General features: G+C 30.1%; 23 protein-coding genes and 1 riboswitch. Of the genes, 20 read left to right on the top strand and 3 right to left on the bottom strand.

Going from position 1 to position 19,133, the window contains the following annotated elements:
- Position 1: 1 nt before the first annotated feature.
- The 6 genes from gldE to D1817_00505 all read left to right on the top strand — a co-directional run bounded on the left by gldE (position 2) and on the right by D1817_00505 (position 4,180).
- The gene (gldE, locus tag D1817_00530; GenBank protein AXT18402.1) at positions 2-1,333 is read left to right on the top strand and encodes a gliding motility-associated protein GldE; all 1,332 of its coding nucleotides are present in this window, start codon (positions 2-4) and stop codon (positions 1,331-1,333) included.
- 4 nt (positions 1,334-1,337) lie between these two features.
- Positions 1,338-1,916 (top strand): gliding motility lipoprotein GldD, encoded by a 579-nt coding sequence (gene gldD, locus D1817_00525; protein AXT18401.1) that lies wholly within the window; start codon positions 1,338-1,340, stop codon positions 1,914-1,916.
- A 113-nt stretch (positions 1,917-2,029) separates the two neighbouring features.
- On the top strand, positions 2,030-2,917 hold the full coding sequence (locus D1817_00520; GenBank protein AXT18400.1) for a permease: 888 nt from the start codon (positions 2,030-2,032) through the stop codon (positions 2,915-2,917).
- Between the two features lie 84 nt (positions 2,918-3,001).
- A complete protein-coding gene (gene rplU, locus D1817_00515) occupies positions 3,002-3,526 on the top strand; it encodes a 50S ribosomal protein L21 (GenBank protein AXT18399.1) in 525 nt (174 codons plus the stop codon).
- A gap of 26 nt (positions 3,527-3,552) precedes the next feature.
- Complete coding sequence (locus D1817_00510; GenBank protein AXT18398.1) at positions 3,553-3,813, top strand: 50S ribosomal protein L27; 261 nt, start codon at positions 3,553-3,555, stop codon at positions 3,811-3,813.
- Positions 3,814-3,922: 109 nt separating this feature from the next.
- Positions 3,923-4,180: a hypothetical protein gene (locus D1817_00505; protein ID AXT18397.1), complete on the top strand. Its 258-nt coding sequence runs from the start codon at positions 3,923-3,925 to the stop codon at positions 4,178-4,180.
- 115 nt (positions 4,181-4,295) lie between these two features.
- Here the strand turns inward: D1817_00505 and D1817_00500 are convergent, their stop codons facing one another.
- Positions 4,296-5,612 carry an adenosylhomocysteinase gene (locus D1817_00500; protein ID AXT18396.1) on the bottom strand — a complete coding sequence of 439 codons (1,317 nt, stop codon included), beginning with the start codon at positions 5,610-5,612 and terminating at the stop codon, positions 4,296-4,298.
- A 153-nt stretch (positions 5,613-5,765) separates the two neighbouring features.
- Between D1817_00500 and D1817_00495 the strand changes: the two genes are divergently transcribed.
- The 8 genes from D1817_00495 (at position 5,766) to D1817_00460 (ending at position 12,905) form a co-directional block, all read left to right on the top strand.
- On the top strand, positions 5,766-6,389 hold the full coding sequence (locus D1817_00495) for a 4-phosphopantetheinyl transferase family protein (protein AXT18395.1): 624 nt from the start codon (positions 5,766-5,768) through the stop codon (positions 6,387-6,389).
- Entirely contained in the window at positions 6,389-7,114 is a 726-nt protein-coding gene (locus tag D1817_00490; GenBank protein ID AXT18394.1) for a geranylgeranylglyceryl/heptaprenylglyceryl phosphate synthase, read from the top strand. Before D1817_00495 ends, D1817_00490 begins: the two co-directional genes overlap by 1 nt.
- A gap of 45 nt (positions 7,115-7,159) precedes the next feature.
- Positions 7,160-7,420: a hypothetical protein gene (locus tag D1817_00485; protein AXT18393.1), complete on the top strand. Its 261-nt coding sequence runs from the start codon at positions 7,160-7,162 to the stop codon at positions 7,418-7,420.
- On the top strand, positions 7,404-8,036 hold the full coding sequence (locus D1817_00480) for a nicotinamide riboside transporter PnuC (GenBank protein AXT18392.1): 633 nt from the start codon (positions 7,404-7,406) through the stop codon (positions 8,034-8,036). Before D1817_00485 ends, D1817_00480 begins: the two co-directional genes overlap by 17 nt.
- A complete protein-coding gene (locus D1817_00475; GenBank protein ID AXT18391.1) occupies positions 7,997-8,566 on the top strand; it encodes a nicotinate-nucleotide adenylyltransferase in 570 nt (189 codons plus the stop codon). The genes D1817_00480 and D1817_00475 overlap by 40 nt, the downstream gene beginning before the upstream one ends.
- Positions 8,563-10,113, top strand: coding sequence for a DUF4301 family protein (locus D1817_00470; protein AXT18390.1), 1,551 nt, complete (start codon positions 8,563-8,565; stop codon positions 10,111-10,113). The genes D1817_00475 and D1817_00470 overlap by 4 nt, the downstream gene beginning before the upstream one ends.
- 1 nt (position 10,114) lies before the next feature.
- Positions 10,115-10,519 carry an aminoacyl-tRNA hydrolase gene (locus tag D1817_00465; GenBank protein AXT18389.1) on the top strand — a complete coding sequence of 135 codons (405 nt, stop codon included), beginning with the start codon at positions 10,115-10,117 and terminating at the stop codon, positions 10,517-10,519.
- Between the two features lie 58 nt (positions 10,520-10,577).
- A riboswitch (TPP riboswitch) is annotated at positions 10,578-10,671 on the top strand.
- Between the two features lie 53 nt (positions 10,672-10,724).
- Positions 10,725-12,905 carry a TonB-dependent receptor gene (locus D1817_00460; protein ID AXT18388.1) on the top strand — a complete coding sequence of 727 codons (2,181 nt, stop codon included), beginning with the start codon at positions 10,725-10,727 and terminating at the stop codon, positions 12,903-12,905.
- Positions 12,906-12,947: 42 nt separating this feature from the next.
- Here the strand turns inward: D1817_00460 and D1817_00455 are convergent, their stop codons facing one another.
- The gene (locus tag D1817_00455) at positions 12,948-13,376 is read right to left on the bottom strand and encodes a hypothetical protein (GenBank protein AXT18387.1); all 429 of its coding nucleotides are present in this window, start codon (positions 13,374-13,376) and stop codon (positions 12,948-12,950) included.
- Positions 13,377-13,610: 234 nt separating this feature from the next.
- Between D1817_00455 and greA the strand changes: the two genes are divergently transcribed.
- Together greA and D1817_00445 are read left to right on the top strand one after the other, a co-directional pair.
- Entirely contained in the window at positions 13,611-14,084 is a 474-nt protein-coding gene (gene greA, locus D1817_00450) for a transcription elongation factor GreA (GenBank protein ID AXT18386.1), read from the top strand.
- Between the two features lie 19 nt (positions 14,085-14,103).
- A complete protein-coding gene (locus tag D1817_00445) occupies positions 14,104-14,493 on the top strand; it encodes an HIT family protein (GenBank protein AXT18385.1) in 390 nt (129 codons plus the stop codon).
- Here D1817_00445 and D1817_00440 read toward each other — a convergent pair.
- The gene (locus D1817_00440; GenBank protein ID AXT18384.1) at positions 14,488-15,639 is read right to left on the bottom strand and encodes a sensor histidine kinase; all 1,152 of its coding nucleotides are present in this window, start codon (positions 15,637-15,639) and stop codon (positions 14,488-14,490) included. The genes D1817_00445 and D1817_00440 overlap by 6 nt on opposite strands.
- Positions 15,640-15,757: 118 nt before the next feature.
- On the opposite strand from D1817_00440, the gene D1817_00435 reads away from it, so the two are divergent.
- From D1817_00435 to D1817_00420, 4 genes are all read left to right on the top strand, one after another.
- The gene (locus D1817_00435; GenBank protein AXT18383.1) at positions 15,758-16,627 is read left to right on the top strand and encodes a flavin reductase family protein; all 870 of its coding nucleotides are present in this window, start codon (positions 15,758-15,760) and stop codon (positions 16,625-16,627) included.
- 37 nt (positions 16,628-16,664) lie between these two features.
- The gene (locus D1817_00430; protein ID AXT18382.1) at positions 16,665-17,042 is read left to right on the top strand and encodes a DUF3127 domain-containing protein; all 378 of its coding nucleotides are present in this window, start codon (positions 16,665-16,667) and stop codon (positions 17,040-17,042) included.
- Positions 17,043-17,129: 87 nt separating this feature from the next.
- On the top strand, positions 17,130-18,506 hold the full coding sequence (locus tag D1817_00425; protein AXT18381.1) for a short-chain fatty acid transporter: 1,377 nt from the start codon (positions 17,130-17,132) through the stop codon (positions 18,504-18,506).
- Entirely contained in the window at positions 18,507-19,130 is a 624-nt protein-coding gene (locus D1817_00420; protein AXT18380.1) for a leucyl/phenylalanyl-tRNA--protein transferase, read from the top strand.
- The last annotated feature ends 3 nt before the right edge of the window (positions 19,131-19,133 follow it).

Raw genomic sequence — 19,133 nt, 5'->3', positions numbered from 1 at the left:
TTTGGACCCTGAACCCGTAAGTTTACTAATAGCATTAGCAATGGATACTTTTGTTATATCTGGATTTGTACTTTTAGTAGTATTGTTAATTTGTTCTGCGCTAATTTCGGGAGCTGAAGTTGCATTATTTTCTCTTACCCAAATAGATCTTGATGAAACTTCGCAAGAAAAATCGAAACCTATCGAAATTATTACAAAGCTTTTAAAAAAGCCTAAAAAATTACTGGCTACAATTTTAGTAGCTAACAATTTTATAAATATTGCTATTGTTATTCTATTTGCTGGAATAAGTGATGTGTTATTTAAAGATATAGATTCTGTTGTGAAATTTTGGATTATTGAAGTTAACCTGGTGTTTTTTTTAAAAGTAATTGTCGCCACATTTTTGATATTACTTTTTGGAGAAATTTTACCAAAGATTTATGCCAGCAGAAACAATTTAAAGTTTTCAAAATTTATGGCACATCCATTAAATGCCTTAGATACTATCTTTTCGCCAATAAGTGTCCCGATGCAGAGCATTACGCTTGCTATTCAGAATAAATTAGGGAAACAAAAATCTAATTTGAGTGTTGATCAATTGTCACAAGCTTTAGAGTTAACTAGTGAGGAAGACACAACAAAAGAAGAGCATAAAATTTTACAAGGGATTGTATCTTTTGGGAATACAGATACTAAGCAAGTGATGAGACCTCGTATAGATATTTTTGCTTTAGACGAAAGTTTAAAATATGCTGAGATTATTCCAGAAATTACCAAACAAGGATATTCAAGAATACCAGTATATAAAGATAGCATAGATACTATTATTGGAATTTTATATGTTAAAGATTTATTGCCGCATTTAGATAGAAAACAATTTGATTGGGTGAGTTTATTAAGAACTCCAATCTTTGTTCCAGAGAATAAAAAGCTAGACGATTTAATGGTAGAATTTCAAGAAAAGAAAGTTCATTTAGCTGTTGTAGTTGATGAATATGGAGGAACCTCAGGATTAGTATCATTAGAAGATGTAATTGAAGAAATAGTAGGAGATATTAGTGATGAGTTTGATGATGATGGATTGATGTATTCTAAATTAGACAATAATAATTATGTGTTTGAAGGAAAAACAACATTAAAGGATTTTTATCGAATTATAAAACTTGAAGATGAAACTATTTTTGAATCTGAAAAAGGAGAAGCGGAAACTATAGCAGGTTTTGTTTTGGAAATTTCAAAAAGTTTCCCGAAAATAGATAGTAAAATAAATTTTAAAAATTTCGTTTTTACTATAGAAGCTTTAGATAAAAAACGTATTAAACAGATTAAAATTACGATTAACAAAATATAAAATAATGAGAAACGTGTTGTTTTTACTTTCTGTGATACTATTCGTTTCTTGTGGGAACGATCCTGTACCAAAACCAAAAGCATTATTAAGGTTAGAGTATCCTAACCCAAACTATCTAAAAGTTAAAACTCAACTCCCTTTTTCTTTTGAAAAAAATGAGTTGTCTAAAGATATAGAAAATATAAAAGTTACTAATAATCAAAACTCTTTGGGTTTAGAGGTTACTTACCCTACTTTAAAAGGAACAATTTATCTGACTTATAAAAAAATTTATAATTCTAATTTAAATTCCCTTTTATTAGATGCTCAAAATATTACACAAACGCATACGGTTAAAGCAGACGAAATTATTGAACAGCCTTTTGTAAGTGATGAACATAAGGTTTATGGTATGTTTTATGAAGTGGGAGGTAATGCAGCATCACAATCACAGTTTTATGTGACAGATAGCCTTAATCATTTCATTACTGGTTCGTTGTATTTTTATGCAAAGCCTAATTACGACTCTATTTTACCAGCAGCAGATTATCTTAAAAAAGATATTAAACACATTATGGAAACTATACGATGGAAGGAAGATTGAATAATTTACTCTAAATTATTGTGAGATAACAAATCATTATAATTTGTAAAAACTTAATGATTAATATACTCTTAACCTTAAAATCCTCATTTTTGTATTCTTAAAACGATTTAATGAATGCTACTAACAAAAAATGGGGTTACCTTATATTATTAGCCTTAATCTGGGGAAGTTCGTTTATACTTATAAAAAAAGGACTTATAGGCTTAAAACCACTTCAATTAGGCGCGATACGTATTATAATAACAAGTCTAGTATTGTTTTTATTTGGATTTAAGAGAATGAAATTGATTACTAAAACAGAATGGAAATGGATTGCTATTTCAGGATTGCTAGGTTCTTTTTTCCCAGTGTTTTTATTTGCAATTGCTCAAACTGAGATTGATAGTGCTATAGCCTCTATTTTAAATTCATTAGTTCCTTTAAATACTGTTTTGTTAGGCGCAGCAGTGTTTAAAATTGCTTCTACTAGGCGTCAGGTTTTAGGAGTAATTATTGGGTTTATTGGCACTGCTTTATTAATTTTAAAAGGAGCAGATTTAAATCCAGAACAAAATTATTTTTATGCAGGTTTTGTTTTGCTATCAGGAATAATGTATGCTTCTAATGTTAATATTATAAAACGATATCTACAAAATGTAGATGCTATAAGTTTAACAATGGGAAATTATGTGATTATATTTATTCCTGCAGTAATTATGCTATTTGTATCAGGGTTTTTCTCACTTGTAACTTTTGAACATCCTGAATTTATGACTTCTATAGGTTATGTAATTATTCTCTCTATTTTTGGAACAGCGTTAGCAAAAGTGTTATTTGCTAAACTAGTTCAATTAGAAACTCCTGTTTTTGCATCATCAGTTACTTATTTAATGCCTATTATAGCACTAATGTGGGGCGTTATAGATGGTGAAGCATTTAGTGTATTACAAGGATTGGCGACCATAGTTATTTTAATAGGAATTTATCTAGCCAATAAAAGAAAAAACTTTAAAGCATAGTTTTAAAAAGATTTGTGGATTAATTAATTAGCCGTATATTTGCACTCATTTTTGAACAAAATTAATTAATAAAAACGTTACGCTATGTACGCAATTGTAGAGATAGCAGGGCAACAATTTAAAGTTGTTAAAGATCAAAAAGTATTTGTTCATCGTTTACAAACAGAAGAAGGAAAGAAAGTAGCTTTCGATAATGTACTTCTTCTTGAAGATGGTGGAAAAGTAACTGTTGGCGCCCCAGCTATAGACGGAGCTCAAGTAGGAGCAAAAGTCTTAAAGCACCTTAAAGGTGATAAAGTTATTGTTTTCAAAAAGAAAAGACGTAAAGGCTATAGAGTGAAAAATGGTCACCGTCAATCTTTAACGGAAATTGTAATAGAAAGTATTACAACATCTGGAGCTAAAAAAGCTACCAAAACAAAAGCTGAACCAAAAGCTAAAAAAGTTACTGCTCCTAAAACTGAAGCAAAACCAGTTGTAGAAAAAGCAGAAGCTACTCAAGATTTAAAAAGTATGACTGTTGCTGAATTGAAAGATTTAGCAAAAGCTAAAGGAATTACAGGAATTTCTTCAATGAAGAAAGCCGATTTAATTGTAGCTTTAAGTTAATAATAAACACATAAAATCGAAATAAAATGGCACATAAAAAAGGAGTCGGAAGTTCGAAAAATGGTAGAGAGTCAGAATCGAAACGTTTAGGCGTTAAAATTTTTGGTGGTCAAGCTGCTATTGCTGGAAACATTATTATAAGACAACGTGGTAATACACATCACCCAGGTGAGAATGTATATCAAGGAAAAGATCACACTTTACATGCTAAAGTTGATGGACTTGTAAAATTTACAAAGAAAAAGGATAATAAATCTTATGTTTCTATAGAGCCTTTCGAAGCTTAGAAACTTAAACTTTCTTTAAAATATTGAAACCCTTTTAGGAAACTAAAAGGGTTTTTTTGTTATTTTTATATTTCCACTCATGAAGTGTTTAATATAAAATACTGTACTTATGCTTCCTTTTAGAACAGAAATTAGAAATTCCCCAAGAGAGCAGACCATTAAAATATACCTTACAGATATTACTTTAGATAATGAAATTAAAAGTTATTTACAAGATTTTGATGATATAAGGATGATTGAAATTCGAGATAGTGTAGGGCGTAATCGCGTATCTGAAAACATTACAATATTTAGAAATGAGAATGTAGATATTAACGTATTAAAAGAAGTAATCGACGATTATTTAACTAGCTATTTTGAAAAATAAAACTCTAAAGTAAACACCTAAAAGCTTTAAAAAAAGAAAAACCCAAGCATTTATGCTTGGGTTTTTCTTTTATAATTTAATCTCAATATTTATTTATATTAAAAATAATAATAGATTAATATCTGTAATGTTCTGGTTTATATGGTCCATCAACAGTTACACCAATATAGTTTGCTTGTTCTTCACGTAATTCTGTTAACTCTACACCAATTTTAGCTAAATGTAATTTTGCTACTTTTTCATCAAGATGCTTAGGTAACATGTATACCTCATTTTCGTAAGCTTCTTTGTTGTTCCAAAGCTCTATTTGCGCTAACGTTTGATTTGTAAATGAATTACTCATTACAAAACTTGGGTGACCAGTTGCACAACCTAAATTTACTAAACGCCCTTCAGCAAGAATAATAATATCATTTCCATCAATAGTATATTTATCTACTTGTGGTTTGATAGTGTTTTTTGTATGACCGTAATTATCATTTAACCAAGCCATATCAATTTCATTATCAAAATGACCAATGTTACATACAATAGCTTTATCTTTTAAAGCTTCGAAGTGCTTGCCTTGAACGATATCTTTATTTCCTGTAGTAGTTATTACAATATCTGTATTTCCAATAACAGTTTCTAGTTTTTTAACTTCAAAACCATCCATTGCAGCTTGTAATGCACAAATAGGATCTATTTCAGTCACAGTTACTATACTTCCAGCGCCTTTAAAAGAAGCTGCGGTACCTTTACCTACATCACCATAACCACAAACAGTAACACGTTTCCCAGCTAACATAATATCTGTAGCACGACGAATCGCATCTACAGCACTTTCTTTACATCCGTATTTGTTATCAAATTTAGATTTAGTAACAGAATCGTTTACGTTTATTGCTGGCATTGGTAATGTTCCGTTTTTTACACGCTCGTACAAGCGATGAACGCCTGTTGTAGTTTCTTCAGAAAGACCATTTATTCCAGCAGTTAATTCAGGGTATTTATCTAACACCATATTGGTTAAATCACCACCGTCATCCAAAATCATATTTAATGGTTTGCGATCTTCTCCAAAAAATAAAGTTTGTTCAATACACCAATCAAATTCCTCTTCAGTCATATCTTTCCATGCATAAACAGCAGTTCCAGCTTCAGCAATTGCTGCTGCAGCTTGATCTTGAGTTGAAAATATATTACAAGAACTCCATGTTACTTCTGCACCAAGAGCTTGTAATGTTTCAATTAATACAGCGGTTTGAATGGTCATATGTAAGCACCCAGCAATACGAGCACCTTTAAGAGGTTGTGAATCTTTATATTCTTCACGTAAACTCATTAATCCTGGCATTTCTGCTTCAGCTAGTTCAATCTCTTTTCTTCCCCAAGCTGCTAGCGATATATCCTTTACCTTATTAGGAACATAGTCAACTGTTTTTGTACTCATAACTAATTTTTAAATGTTTTTTAAACCTTAACAACTTTGGGATTACACCTTAAAATAGTTTAATTTCGTTACTCAAAATTGTTAAGCAGCCTATGGCTGTATTTTTGTCAAATTTGTGACTGCAAAGTTACGTAATAAGTACGAGAAATATAAATGCCCTTACATTTAACTTTACACCCTAATTCACAAACTACTGTTAAACTCTGGAAGATTACAGAATCATATAACGAATTGTTTCAAGGGGTTACATTACAACCTAAACATTTAGAGCGTGTTTTAGAAATGAAGAGTGAATTACATCAACGAGGGTTTTTAAGTATACGACATTTGTTAAAAGCTTTTGGTTATAGTGATTCAGATTTATATTACGACGAAAATGGAAAACCACATTTAAGAGATGGTAAGTATATTTCTATAACACATTCATTTATATTTTCAGGAGTTATTATTAGTGATGTGCCTATCGGGATTGACATTGAAAAACAACGAGAAAAGATTAAAGTAATTGCTCATAAATTTATTGCTTATGAAGCAAATTATTTAATTGAAGAGAAAGAGTATATTAATAAACTAACTGTAATTTGGGGAGCTAAAGAAGCTTTATATAAATTATTTGCTACCCCAGGACTAAGTTTTAAAAATCATATTTTAGTCATTCCTTTTATGCTTCATGACGAAGAAACTATTGCTTGGATAGATTATGAAAATAAGAAATATCGATATAAAATTTACTTTTTTGAATTTGAAGGCTTTACTTGCGCCTATGCAATATCTTAATGACACAGATTTATAAAAACATATTAAATGCGATTTCTGAAAATGTAAAATTACTTGCTGTTTTAATAGATCCAGATAAAATGGAGTTATCAAGAGTAGCTTCTTTTTTGAAAAAAGTAAATACATCTGTGGCTACTCATATTTTTGTTGGAGGAAGTACAGTAAATAATAATGTAACAGAAGAGTTAGTTTTAAAAATTAAAGAACATACAACACTTCCTATTGTATTGTTTCCAGGAGATGTTACTCAAATTACAAATGAAGCAGATGCATTATTATTTTTATCTTTAATCTCAGGAAGAAATCCAGATTATTTAATAGGAAAACATGTTGACTCTATTTCTAAATTACGAAAAACGAATTTAGAAATAATTCCAACAGGTTATCTTTTAATTGAAAATGGAAAAGAAACCACTGTAGAGCGTGTTACAAAAACAAAGCCTTTATCGAGAACTAATATTCAAAACATTGTTGATACTGTAAAAGCAGGAGAGCTTTTAGGAATGCAACTTATATACCTTGAAGCTGGTAGTGGAGCATCTTCTCCAATTACAAGCGAAATCATTAATTTTGTAAAACAAGAACTTAATATTCCTTTAATTGTTGGAGGTGGTATAAAAAGTAAAGCACAATTACAAAATGCATATAAATCAGGAGCAGATTTAGTAGTCATTGGAACAGCTTTTGAAGATAATGAAAGCTTTTTTGATGAAATAAAAAATTAAAAATTAAGATTTCTGTGAAAGCAGAAATGAATAAATAATTATTCGATGAAAATATCAGTAGAATTAACCTTAATGCCACTTCAAAATGATTATGAAAATCATATCAAAACATTTATAAAAAAGTTGAGATTATCAGAATTTACAGTTATAGAAAACCCGTTGAGCACTCAAATTTATGGAGATTATGATGCATTAATGCAATTTTTAACAGAAGAGATTAAAATAGCATTTGATGCTCAGGATAATGTGATCGTAAATTTAAAAATTGTTAAAAGCGATCGTAGCAATTATGAACCAAGTTTTTGATTTTCTTTTTAGTCAATACGCAGAATATGAGACTTATCAAATTGTTATGGAAACTATTGCTGTTTTATTTGGAATAACCTCAGCATTATGCTCTTGGCGGAATAGTATTTGGGTATATCCAACAGGTATTATTAGCACCATGATTTTCGTGTATTTACTTTGGCAATGGACATTGTTAGGAGACATGATTATTCAAAGCTATTATTTTATAATGAGTATTTATGGATGGTATATATGGACACGTAAAATATCGCCAGAAAGTTACACACCTATTTCAAAAGCTTCTAAAAAAGATCATAGTATTGCAGTATTAATAGGATTAATATCTTTAGTAGGAGTAGTTATGATTTATAACTTTTTTGAGAAATGGACAAGTTGGACGGCTTATGTTGATACTTTAACTACTATGATCTTTTTTGGAGGTATGTGGATGTTAGCTAAACGTAAAGTCGAAAATTGGCTGTATTTATTGGTAGGAAACATTATTAGTGTACCCTTATATTTCATTAAAGGCTATACATTAAGTAGTTTGTTATACCTTATATTTATTGTTATTTCAATAATGGGATATTTAGCGTGGAAGAAAAACTTAAACAGCAGCCTTCAAATTGCCTAAAAATTGTATTGTTTGGACCAGAATCTACTGGTAAAACAACACTTTCTAAACAATTAGCAGAATACTACAATACAAATTGGGTACCTGAATATGCACGAGAATACCTCCAAAATAAATGGAATTTAGAACAAAAAATTTGTGAACCAAAAGATTTACTGCCTATTGCTATTGGTCAGATGAAATTAGAGAATAAACTAGTTCAAGATGCAAATAAAATACTTATATGTGATACCAACTTATTAGAAACCAAAGTTTATTCTGAAGTATATTATACTGAAAAATGTGATAAAATCTTGAGCAAATATGCTATAGAAAATACTTACAATTTATATTTTTTAACCTATATTGATACGCCTTGGGAAGTAGACGATTTACGTGATAAACCAAATGAAAGAGATCAAATGTTTAAAGCTTTTGAATCTACACTTATAAAATATAATAAACCATATATTTTACTTAAAGGAAATAAAGAAGAGCGATTTAAAAAAGCTATAAAACATATTAATGACCTAATAAAACTTAAGACTTGAAGTTTACAAAAGAAGATATACAACAAATAGAAAGTAAAGGGTTAACAGTTAAAAAAGTTGAATCTCAAATAGAACTTTTCAGAACAGGAGTCCCATATATAAACTTAAAAGAAGCTGCTACTATTGATAATGGTATTATAAGCTTAAAAGAAACTGAAAAAGAATATTATAGAGCTTTATTTGATGGTAAGTGCTCAGAAAAAAAGGTTGTAAAATTTGTTCCTGCTTCGGGTGCAGCTACAAGAATGTTCAAATTTTTATTTGAATTCTTAGAAAGCTATGATTCTAAAAAAGAAAGCATAAACTCTTATATAAATAAACATAGAGCTAATGAGTTATCTGTGTTCTTTGTAGGATTAGAGAAATTGCCATTTTTTGAAGAAGTAGTTTTTAAATTACACAGAGTAATAGATAATTTTAATGATTTATCAGAAGATCAACGTCGTTTAGAATTTGTAAGAACAATACTTAAAGAAGATCGGTTAAATTATAGCTTTTCTCCTAAAGGATTATTACCATTTCATAAATATAAAAACACAGTTTGTACAGCGTTTGAAGAGCATTTATTTGAAGCGGCATTATATGCATCTCCAAATAATAAAGCTAGCTTACATTTTACAATTTCTGAAAAATATAAACATAAATTTGATGAAGAATTTAGACACATAGAGGAAGATGTAGAAGAACGCACAAACACTGAGTATGATGTGTCATTTTCTTATCAAAAAGAAGTGACAGAAACTATAGCAGTTACATCAGATAATAAGTTTTTTAGAGATAGTAATGGTAAATTGTTATTTAGACCTTCTGGTCATGGCGCTTTAATAGAGAATTTAAACGATTTAGATGCAGACATTATTTTTATTAAAAATATAGATAATGTAGTAGTTTCTAAATATAAAAATAAAGTGGCTAGGTATAAAAAGATACTTGGTGGAATTTTATTAGATATACAAGCAAAAGCATTTCAGTTTTTAAATCAATTGGAAAGTGATGTATCAGAAAGTGAACTTATAGAGATTGCAGAATTTTTATCAAATCAGTTAAATGTATCAATTAGTTCAGAGTTCGAAAAATATTCTGCTAAATATCAAGTAGAGTATTTAAAAGAAAAACTGAATCGACCTATACGTGTTTGCGGAATGGTTAAAAATGAAGGAGAACCTGGTGGTGGTCCTTTTTGGGTAAAAGACGAAATGGGTACAGCTTCGCTTCAGATTGTAGAATCTGCTCAAGTTGATAAAAAAAATAAACTTCAAAAAAATATTTTTAAGAATGCAACACATTTTAACCCAGTAGACCTTGTTTGTGGGATTAAAGACTGTAAAGGAAAAACATTTGATTTAACAAAATTTGTAGATTCTAAAACAGCTTTCATTACGATGAAAACAAAAACAGGAAAGAATATAAAAGCTCTCGAACTTCCCGGGTTGTGGAATGGAGCTATGGCAAATTGGAATACTGTTTTTGTAGAAGTACCATTACTTACTTTTAACCCTGTAAAAACAGTAAACGATTTATTAAAACCTGCTCATCAAATCTCTTAATGTGGATGCTGAATTATTAATATCAGAATTAAAATTTAAGGCTATTCGGAGTTCAGGAAGCGGAGGTCAGCACGTAAATAAAGTATCTTCAAAAATAGAACTACAGTTTAATTTATCTGAGTCATTAGCCTTTTCTAAAGAAGAAAAACAACAATTACTAAAAACTTTAAAAACAAGATTAACAAAAGAACATATACTTATTTTACAGTGCGATGAATCTCGTAGTCAACATAAAAATAAAGAACTTGTAAAAAAACGTTTTTTAGAAATTATAAGACAAGGGTTAATTATTCAAAAAAAAAGATTCCCTACCAAAATACCAAGAGCAATTATAAAAAAGCGTATAAAAAATAAACGATTCCAATCAGATAAAAAAGCAAATAGAAAGAAACCGAATTTGGAATAAATATAATTTAAAAATGAGTTAACATATTTTTAAATAAAAATCTAAACTATCTTTGCAGCGTTCTCAAAAGGGGTGCTATTAATAATGGCTGAGATCACACCCATTGAACCTAGAACAGATAATGCTGTTTAGGAAACAAAAAATAAAAGCTTAAAATACTAAAAGAATAATTACCTCTTTTTATTCGATTAAATTATTAATCGCGATGAAAAATTTATTTCTTTTTATACCATTCTTAATATTATCAATGAGTGTTGGAGCACAACAACAAAAAACACAGAAAGACTCAACCAAAGTAGAGAAATTAGAAGAAGTTATTGTAAAGTCATCTCGAGTGAATACAAATTCTCCGATTACCTATTCAGAAATCGGTAAAAAACAAATAGAAAAAATAAATTTAGGGCAGGACATACCTGTGTTATTAAATTCTTTACCATCTGTTGTATCTACTACATTTGATGGAACAGGAATTGGGTATACTGATATCCGTATTCGTGGAGCCGATAATTCTAGAATCAATGTCACACTTAACGGAATTCCTTATAACGATGCAGATAGTCAAACTGTATTCTGGGTAAACCTTCAAGATTTTGCATCTTCTGTAGAGAATATTCAAGTGCAGCGTGGGGTAGGAACATCTACAAATGGAGCCGGAGCTTTTGGAGCTAGTATTAATGTTTTAACCGATAATCTTTCTGAAAAACCATTTGCTGAAATTGCAAACTCTTTTGGGAGTTTTAATACTAGGAAACATACAGTTAAGTTAGGAACTGGCCTTTTAAATGATCATTTTGCATTTTCTGGGCGCTTATCAAGAATAGAGTCAGATGGATATATAGATAGAGCGTTTTCAGATTTAAGCTCTTATTTTTTAAGTGGTGTTTATAAAAATGATAAAACACTTATTAAAGCTTTAATTTTTGGTGGAGAAGAGATTACAGGTTTATCATTTGCGGGTGTTGATGCTGCAACTTTGACTACAGACAGACGTTTCAATGCAGAAGGATTATTTTTTGATCGTAATGGAAACCAACAGTTTTATGAAGATCAAACAGATAACTATAAGCAAGATCATTATCAACTACACCTTACACATAGATTTAATCCAAATTGGACAGGAAATATATCTTTTCATTATACTTATGGGAGAGGTTTTTTTGAACAATATATAGATGAAGCATCATTAGCATTTTACAGATTACCTTCATTTCAATCAGGAGGACAAACAATTGAAGTCTCTGATTTAGTGACTCGATCACACTTAAATAGTGATTTTTATGGTACAATTTTTAATATAAATTACAAAAAGAATAGATTAAACGCAATTTTTGGAGGTGGCTGGAATCGCTATGATGGTGAACAATTTGGAGAAATTATATTCTCAGATCTTGCGCCATTACCAACACTTCCTACTCGATTTTTTGATAATAATAGTGATAAAAAAGATTTTAATTTATACGCTAAAGCAACTTACAAGATCGACAATCAATTTTCATTTTATGCAGATGCACAAATTAGAAATATAGATTATAAAGCAGATGGATTATTATTTGGAAGTGTTCCACTGGATGTAAATGAAAATTATACATTTTTCAACCCTAAAGCTGGGATTACATTTAAAGCAAACGATAATAATAGTTTATATTTTTCGTATGCGCGTTCTAATCGTGAGCCTGCAAGAGTAGATTTTGAAAATGGAAATCCAGAACCAGAAAGTTTAAATGATTTTGAATTAGGATGGCGTTTAAATAAGAGACGCTTTAAATTAAATACAAACATATATTATTTAGATTTTACTAATCAATTAGTACTAACAGGTGAACTCGATCAAGTAGGATTCCCTATTCGTCAAAACAGTGGAAATAGTTATAGGTTAGGTATAGAGGTTGATGCAATAATTCGAGTTAATGATAAATTTACTATAAGACCCAATGCAGCATTAAGTACAAATAAAAATAAAGACTTTGTGGCACAAAGAGATGGGCAATTAGTTAATTTAGGAACAACAAATATTTCATTCTCTCCAGATTTTGTTGCTGGTAATGCGTTGACCTATGAGCCAACAGACAATTTAAATTTTACATTCTTTTCAAAATTTGTAAGCGAACAATATTTAGCAAACATTGATGCTGAAAGCTCTAAATTAGATAGTTATTTTACTAATGATTTAAATGTGCAATATGTCTTTAGTGGATTTTCTATATTTAAATCAATTATTTTAACTGGGCAGGTGAATAATATCTTTGACGAAACTTATGAAAACAATGGTTTTTTCTTCAGTTTTGATGTACCTAATCAATCTGGTGGGCAAACTACTATTGACGGAACAGGGTTTTATCCTCAAGCAGGAATAAATTTCTTGTTAGGAGCTACAATTAAGTTTTAAAAATGGACATTAAAATAAAATGCTATAAAATGTTTATTATTTTTAGTTTGAAATAAATAAAGTACTTCCTTCTTGCTGTACTCTGTAATTTAATAAACCACAAGGTAGATCTGCATCAAGAGGTTGCCCGTTTACTAAACTATAAGTATTAGCTTCTTCACAACCACAAGTACCCTCTAAACCAGAAATAGATAACCTCGAACATGATCTCAATTCATGATTAGGGTCGCTAGCGTCCCATGCAAAAAAACCACTTCCAATATTGGTAACAATAACACCTTGATTTCCAACATTAGGAATAAATACAGAATTACTGGCAAATTGAAGTTGACTAAACTGTGGTAAATTTAAATTTATACTAGTACTAAAGCCTGCGTTAATAAGAAAATTGCAATTTGGATCTACATCATCGCTACCACTACAAGAAAAAATTAATAAACTAATAAGAGCAGTTAAAAAAAAGTGTTTCATTTATGTATAATTTGATTTTTATGGAGTTTAATAATTTTAGCTTTTTGTTATTTTAAATTTTTGATAATCTATATATTATAGTTTATTTTATATGATTTGTTTCCGATCACAATTTACAACAAAAAGCACTTTAAGCTAATAATTTTGTATATTTGCTATACAATCTCGTGCGAACGGGATTTTTTTATTCCGAACTAGTTTCGGAATCTTTTATTTAAATTAAACGATGAAGTTATGAGTAAAGTATCTTACTATACACCTGAGGGATTAAAAAAATTAAGAGACGAGTTAAAGCAATTAAAAGATATAGAGCGAGTAAAAGCATCTAAGGCTATAGCAGAAGCAAGAGATAAAGGAGATTTAAGTGAGAATGCCGAATATGACGCTGCTAAAGAAGCTCAAGGTATGCTTGAGATGAGGATATCTAAATTAGAAGACGCTTTAGCAGGAGCTCGATTGATTGATGAATCTCAATTAGATGATTCTAAAGTATTGGTATTATCAAAAGTGAAAATAAAAAACCAGACCAACGGAATGGAAATGATATACACTTTGGTAGCTGATGGAGAAGCTAATTTAGCAGCGGGGAAAATATCTGTTAATTCTCCTATTGGGAAAGGTTTATTAGGGAAATCTGTTGGAGAAGTAGCAGAGATAAAAGTGCCAACAGGAATAATGAAATTCGATATTATTGAGATTTCTAGATAGAACTATTATAAAATAATATATGGCTTCAATTTTCACAAAAATTGTTAATGGAGAGATTCCTTGTTATAAAATTGCAGAAACGGATGACTTTTTAGCTTTTTTGGATGTCAATCCTAATGCAAAAGGACATACACTTTGTATACCTAAAAAAGAAGTGAATAAGATTTTTGACCTAGATGAAGAAATATATATTGAGTTGATGCGTTTTTCAAGAAAAGTAGCTCTAGCTATTGAAAAAGCCATTCCTTGCAAACGTATAGGAATTTCTGTAATTGGATTAGAAGTACCCCATGTTCATGTGCATTTAATCCCATTACACTCAATGGAAGATGCTAGATTCATAAATAAAACAGCATTAACTCCTGAAGAATTTCAAAAGACTGCCACAGAAATTCAATCTTACCTATAGTGTTTTTAGCGCAATTTGTATGGTAGTTCCTTTGTTTATTTGTGATGAGGTTACCTTGATTTTTCCTTGGTGATAATCTTCTATTATTCGTTTAGCAAGAGATAAGCCTAACCCCCAACCTCTTTTTTTACTAGTATAACCAGGTTCAAATATCTTTTTAAATTTATTTTTTTCTAATCCTTTTCCAGTATCAGAAATACTAATAAATACTTCATCTTTTATTTGAGAAATATCAAGTGTTAAAACCCCTTTACCTTTCATAGCATCTATAGCGTTTTTAACCAAATTTTCAATAGTCCAACTGTATAGCTGCCTATTTAAGTTTGCATATAAAGGTGGTTGAGGTGTGTTCATTTTAAATTCAATAAGTTTAGAAAAACGTGCCTTTAAATACTCATAAGATTCAATAGTCTCTATTATAATATCACTTTTCTCTAGAGTAGGGACAGATCCAATTTTACTAAAACGCTCAGTTATAATGAGTAATCTATCAATATCTTTTTCAATTTCTAGAATATAATTAGGATTAACATTTTCGGTCCTTAAAAGTTCTGTCCAGCCTACTAAAGAAGACAATGGTGTGCCAATTTGATGAGCTGTTTCTTTTGCCATTCCTGACCATAATTTATTTTGAGTAGCTACTTTAGAACTTCTATAAAAGAAAAATACAACGGCTCCAAATAAAATAATAATGAGTAATAAAGCTAATGGATAATATTTTAATTTAACTAATAGCGGAGAATTGCCGTAATAAATTGTTCCAACAAAATCATTTTCAAATTCTACCTTAAGTGGAGGGTTTTCTTTTTTAAATCTAGAAATTAATTTTTGTAAGTATAATGAATCTTTAGCTTTTTCGGGATCTATATTGTTATAATCAATACTTCCATCTTGTTCAAGTATATAGATCATGGGGGTATTGCTGTTACTTGAGAGTATTTTTAATGGTAACTCAAGTTCAGCATCTAAATCTAGGTTTCTAGAAAGTTCACTTTGAGCTGAAGACCAAACTTCCATTTTTGTTCGTTCTTCAGCTTTAAAATATTGAAAAAACGAATAGGTATTCCAAAGAATTAAGGAGATAATAGCAAAAGAAGCCAAGATAAGTATCCAACGTAAATAGCTTTTAGTATTCAATAGAATTATAGGATTAATTACAATTCTAAATATAATGCAATTATGTTGATATTATTGTTCTGGATGTTAGTAAATCGTTTTTGTGTTAATAATTAGATTGTTAACTTTGCTCAAATCGATATGCGCTATGAAGTCCTTTAAACCAAAAGATTTAACTGTTGCCCAATTACATGGCTTACTAATAAGTGCTGTAGCACCTAGGCCAATTGCGTTTGCAAGTACAGTTGACACAGATGGAAAACCTAATTTATCACCATTTAGTTTTTTTAATGTGTTTAGTGCAAACCCTCCTATTCTTATTTTTTCACCGGCACTTCGCGGGCGGGATGCTACTAGAAAGCATACTTTGGATAATATAGAGGCAACAAAAGAAGTAGTGATTAATGTGGTGAATTTTGATATTGTACATCAAATGTCGTTAAGTAGCACGGCTTATGCTAAAGGTATAAATGAATTTGAAAAAGCAGGGTTAACAATGTTAAAATCAGATGTTGTAAAACCGTTTCGTGTAGCAGAATCACCTGTACAGTTTGAATGCAAAGTAAATGAGATAAAACCTTTAGGTACAGAAGGAGGAGCAGGAAACTTAGTAATATGTGAAATTTTACAACTTCATGTTGATACTGAAGTTTTGAATAAAGATGATTCTATAAATCAAGAAAAATTAGATTTAGTATCTCGTGCTGGAGGTAATTATTATAACAGAGCAAAGGAAGGATTTTTTGAAATCCCAAAACCATTAACTCGTTTAGGGATAGGTGTAGATAATATGCCAGATTTTGTTAAAAACAGTATGATTTTAACAGGAAATGATTTAGGAATGTTAGCTAATGTTGAAGTGTTACCTAATAAAACCGAGATTGAAGCGTTTATTGCAGACGTAAGTGAGCGCTACCCAAATATAAAAGAAGCGACTCACAGAAAAAAACATAAAGTAGCTCAAAACTATTTGAGTTATGGTGATGTAGAAAGTGCATGGAAACTGCTTTTATCATAAAATAAGAAAAATAAGAACACAGTATAAATAATTAATAATGGAAGTACAAGGAAAGATTAAGTTGATTGGAGAAACACAAACATTTGGAACAAATGGTTTTAGAAAAAGAGAAGTGGTTGTAACTACAGAAGAACAATACCCACAGCATATAATGATAGAATTTGTTCAAGATAAAACAGACTTATTAAATAATTACCAAGTTGGACAACAGGTAAAAATCAGTATTAATTTAAGAGGAAGAGAATGGGTAAATCCACAAGGAGAAACAAAGTACTTTAATTCAATACAAGGTTGGAGAATAGAAAGTTTACAAGAAGCTACTCCTAGTGGAGAAATGCCTCCTGTACCACCAGCAGATGCTTTTGAACCTGTAAGTGATCTTAATGAAGAAGATCATGATGATCTACCGTTTTAATACAAACAATAATAATATTCTGAAAAAAACCTTAACGTATAACGTTAAGGTTTTTTTATTTTGATATAATACCTTAATTTTCGTGTAATGAATATTACGAGATCTATAGAAACACTTTTTAATAAGTATTTACCATCACCTTTTACAATAGCTATTTTACTAACATTGTTAACTATAATATTGGCATTGGTGTTTACAGAACCAATTACTGATGAAAATCAATTACTAAGTATTTTATCGTTTTGGGAAAATGGTATTTGGAATACAGCTTTATTAGAATTTGCATACCAAATGATGCTTATTTTGGTGTTAGGACATGTGTTAGTTTTAAGTAAACCAATGAATAACCTTATTCTTGGGCTTACAAAATTTGCTACAAATACAGCTAATGCAGTTGTTTTAGTTAGTATTACAACAATGTGCGTTGCATTTTTTAATTGGGGGCTTGGTCTTATTTTTGGAGCTATTTTAGCACGGAAAATTGGTGAGCAAGCCCAACGTAATAATATAGCTATTAATTACCCATTAGTAGGTGCTTCAGGATATGTAGGGCTTATGATTTGGCATGGAGGGATTAGTGGTTCTGCTCCAATAAAAGTAACAGAGAATAATCATTTACAGGAATTAATGAAAGATATTTCTTCTCCTGAAATTATTTCACAATTACCTACAAGTATTAATTTTGATAGTACTGTATTTAGCTGGTGGAATTTGGTGATTTTTGCAGTACTTCTTATAGTTATGCCATTAGTATTATATAGAATTGCTAAGCGAACTAATCCAACTAAGCTCAATTTAGAAATCTATAAGTTTAAAAATAAAAATGCTCAAAATTTAAAAGGTGCAGAAAAATTAGATGATTCAACACCAATAGCCATTGGTTTTGGGATAGTATTATTAATTGCTTTTGGACACCAATATTGGGGTAACCTTATTAACTTACAGATTACACCTAATATGGTAAACTTCTTTATGCTAGGATTAGCTATTATTCTACATAAAAACTTTAATAATTTTTTAAATGCAATAGAAGAAGCGATTAAAGGTACTTCAGGAATTTTAATTCAATTTCCTTTGTATTTTGGAATCATGGGAATTATGAAAAGCACAGGAATGGTAGTAATGATCTCTGATTTTTTTGTATCGATAGCTTCAGAAACAACATTGCCTATTGTGACGTTTTTTAGTGCTGGATTAGTAAATATTTTTGTGCCGAGTGGAGGAGGCCAATGGGCTATACAAGGTCCAATTGTAGTAGAATCTGCCTTAAAATTAGGAGTGCCACTACCTAAAGCTATTATGGCATTAGCTTATGGAGATCAAATTACAAACATGTTACAACCATTTTGGGCTTTGCCATTATTAGGAATTACTAAGTTAAAAGCAAAAGAAATTTTGCCTTATACTTTAATTTTAATGTTGGTAGGAATAGTGATTTATATTTTAGGTTTATTACTCTTTTAAATGATAATTTTAGATGAAAATATAGAATTCCCAAATGTTGAGAATGCTAATGAAGAGGGATTACTTGCCATTGGAGGGGATTTGTCAGTACAACGATTACTATTAGCTTATAAAAGCGGGATTTTCCCTTGGTTTGAAAATGATCAACCTATTTTATGGTGGTCTCCAGATCCGCGATTTGTACTATTCCCGACAGAGCTAAAAGTTTCAAAAAGTATGAAGCAAATACTGAAAAATAGTGATTTTGTAGTCACAGTTAATACTGCTTTTAAAGATGTTATAAGAACATGTTCTCAAATAAAACGCAATGGAGAATCTGGAACTTGGATCACAGAATCTATGATTGAAGCTTATTTGAAATTACATCATTTAGGCTATGCAAAATCTGTTGAAGTATGGCAGAATAAAGAACTAGTTGGAGGATTGTATGGTATTGATTTAGGGAATGTGTTTTGTGGTGAAAGTATGTTTTCTAAAGTGAGTAATGCAAGTAAAGTTGGTTTTGTTACTTTTATTAAAAACAGTAATTATAAGTTAATAGATTGTCAGGTATATACGAGTCATCTCGAAAGCTTAGGCGCTAAAGATATTTCTAGAGCAGAATTTTTGAAATATTTAAAATGAAAT

The organism is Flavobacteriaceae bacterium (assembly GCA_003443635.1).
Lineage (GTDB): Bacteria > Bacteroidota > Bacteroidia > Flavobacteriales > Flavobacteriaceae > AU392.
The sequence above is the reverse complement of the archived record's forward strand: the minus strand, read 5'-3'. Positions and strand labels throughout refer to the sequence as shown.

Coding starts and splice junctions, on each gene's coding strand:
- D1817_00490 (AXT18394.1), top strand. CDS start 6,389: ATGACACAGATTTATAAAAACATATTAAATGCGATTTCTGAAAATGTA.
- D1817_00520 (AXT18400.1), top strand. CDS start 2,030: ATGAATGCTACTAACAAAAAATGGGGTTACCTTATATTATTAGCCTTA.
- gldD (AXT18401.1), top strand. CDS start 1,338: ATGAGAAACGTGTTGTTTTTACTTTCTGTGATACTATTCGTTTCTTGT.
- D1817_00460 (AXT18388.1), top strand. CDS start 10,725: ATGAAAAATTTATTTCTTTTTATACCATTCTTAATATTATCAATGAGT.
- D1817_00510 (AXT18398.1), top strand. CDS start 3,553: ATGGCACATAAAAAAGGAGTCGGAAGTTCGAAAAATGGTAGAGAGTCA.
- rplU (AXT18399.1), top strand. CDS start 3,002: ATGTACGCAATTGTAGAGATAGCAGGGCAACAATTTAAAGTTGTTAAA.
- D1817_00505 (AXT18397.1), top strand. CDS start 3,923: ATGCTTCCTTTTAGAACAGAAATTAGAAATTCCCCAAGAGAGCAGACC.
- greA (AXT18386.1), top strand. CDS start 13,611: ATGAGTAAAGTATCTTACTATACACCTGAGGGATTAAAAAAATTAAGA.
- D1817_00500 (AXT18396.1), bottom strand. CDS start 5,612: ATGAGTACAAAAACAGTTGACTATGTTCCTAATAAGGTAAAGGATATA.
- D1817_00495 (AXT18395.1), top strand. CDS start 5,766: ATGCCCTTACATTTAACTTTACACCCTAATTCACAAACTACTGTTAAA.
- D1817_00485 (AXT18393.1), top strand. CDS start 7,160: ATGAAAATATCAGTAGAATTAACCTTAATGCCACTTCAAAATGATTAT.
- D1817_00430 (AXT18382.1), top strand. CDS start 16,665: ATGGAAGTACAAGGAAAGATTAAGTTGATTGGAGAAACACAAACATTT.
- D1817_00420 (AXT18380.1), top strand. CDS start 18,507: ATGATAATTTTAGATGAAAATATAGAATTCCCAAATGTTGAGAATGCT.
- D1817_00455 (AXT18387.1), bottom strand. CDS start 13,376: ATGAAACACTTTTTTTTAACTGCTCTTATTAGTTTATTAATTTTTTCT.
- D1817_00435 (AXT18383.1), top strand. CDS start 15,758: ATGAAGTCCTTTAAACCAAAAGATTTAACTGTTGCCCAATTACATGGC.
- D1817_00445 (AXT18385.1), top strand. CDS start 14,104: ATGGCTTCAATTTTCACAAAAATTGTTAATGGAGAGATTCCTTGTTAT.
- D1817_00480 (AXT18392.1), top strand. CDS start 7,404: ATGAACCAAGTTTTTGATTTTCTTTTTAGTCAATACGCAGAATATGAG.
- D1817_00425 (AXT18381.1), top strand. CDS start 17,130: ATGAATATTACGAGATCTATAGAAACACTTTTTAATAAGTATTTACCA.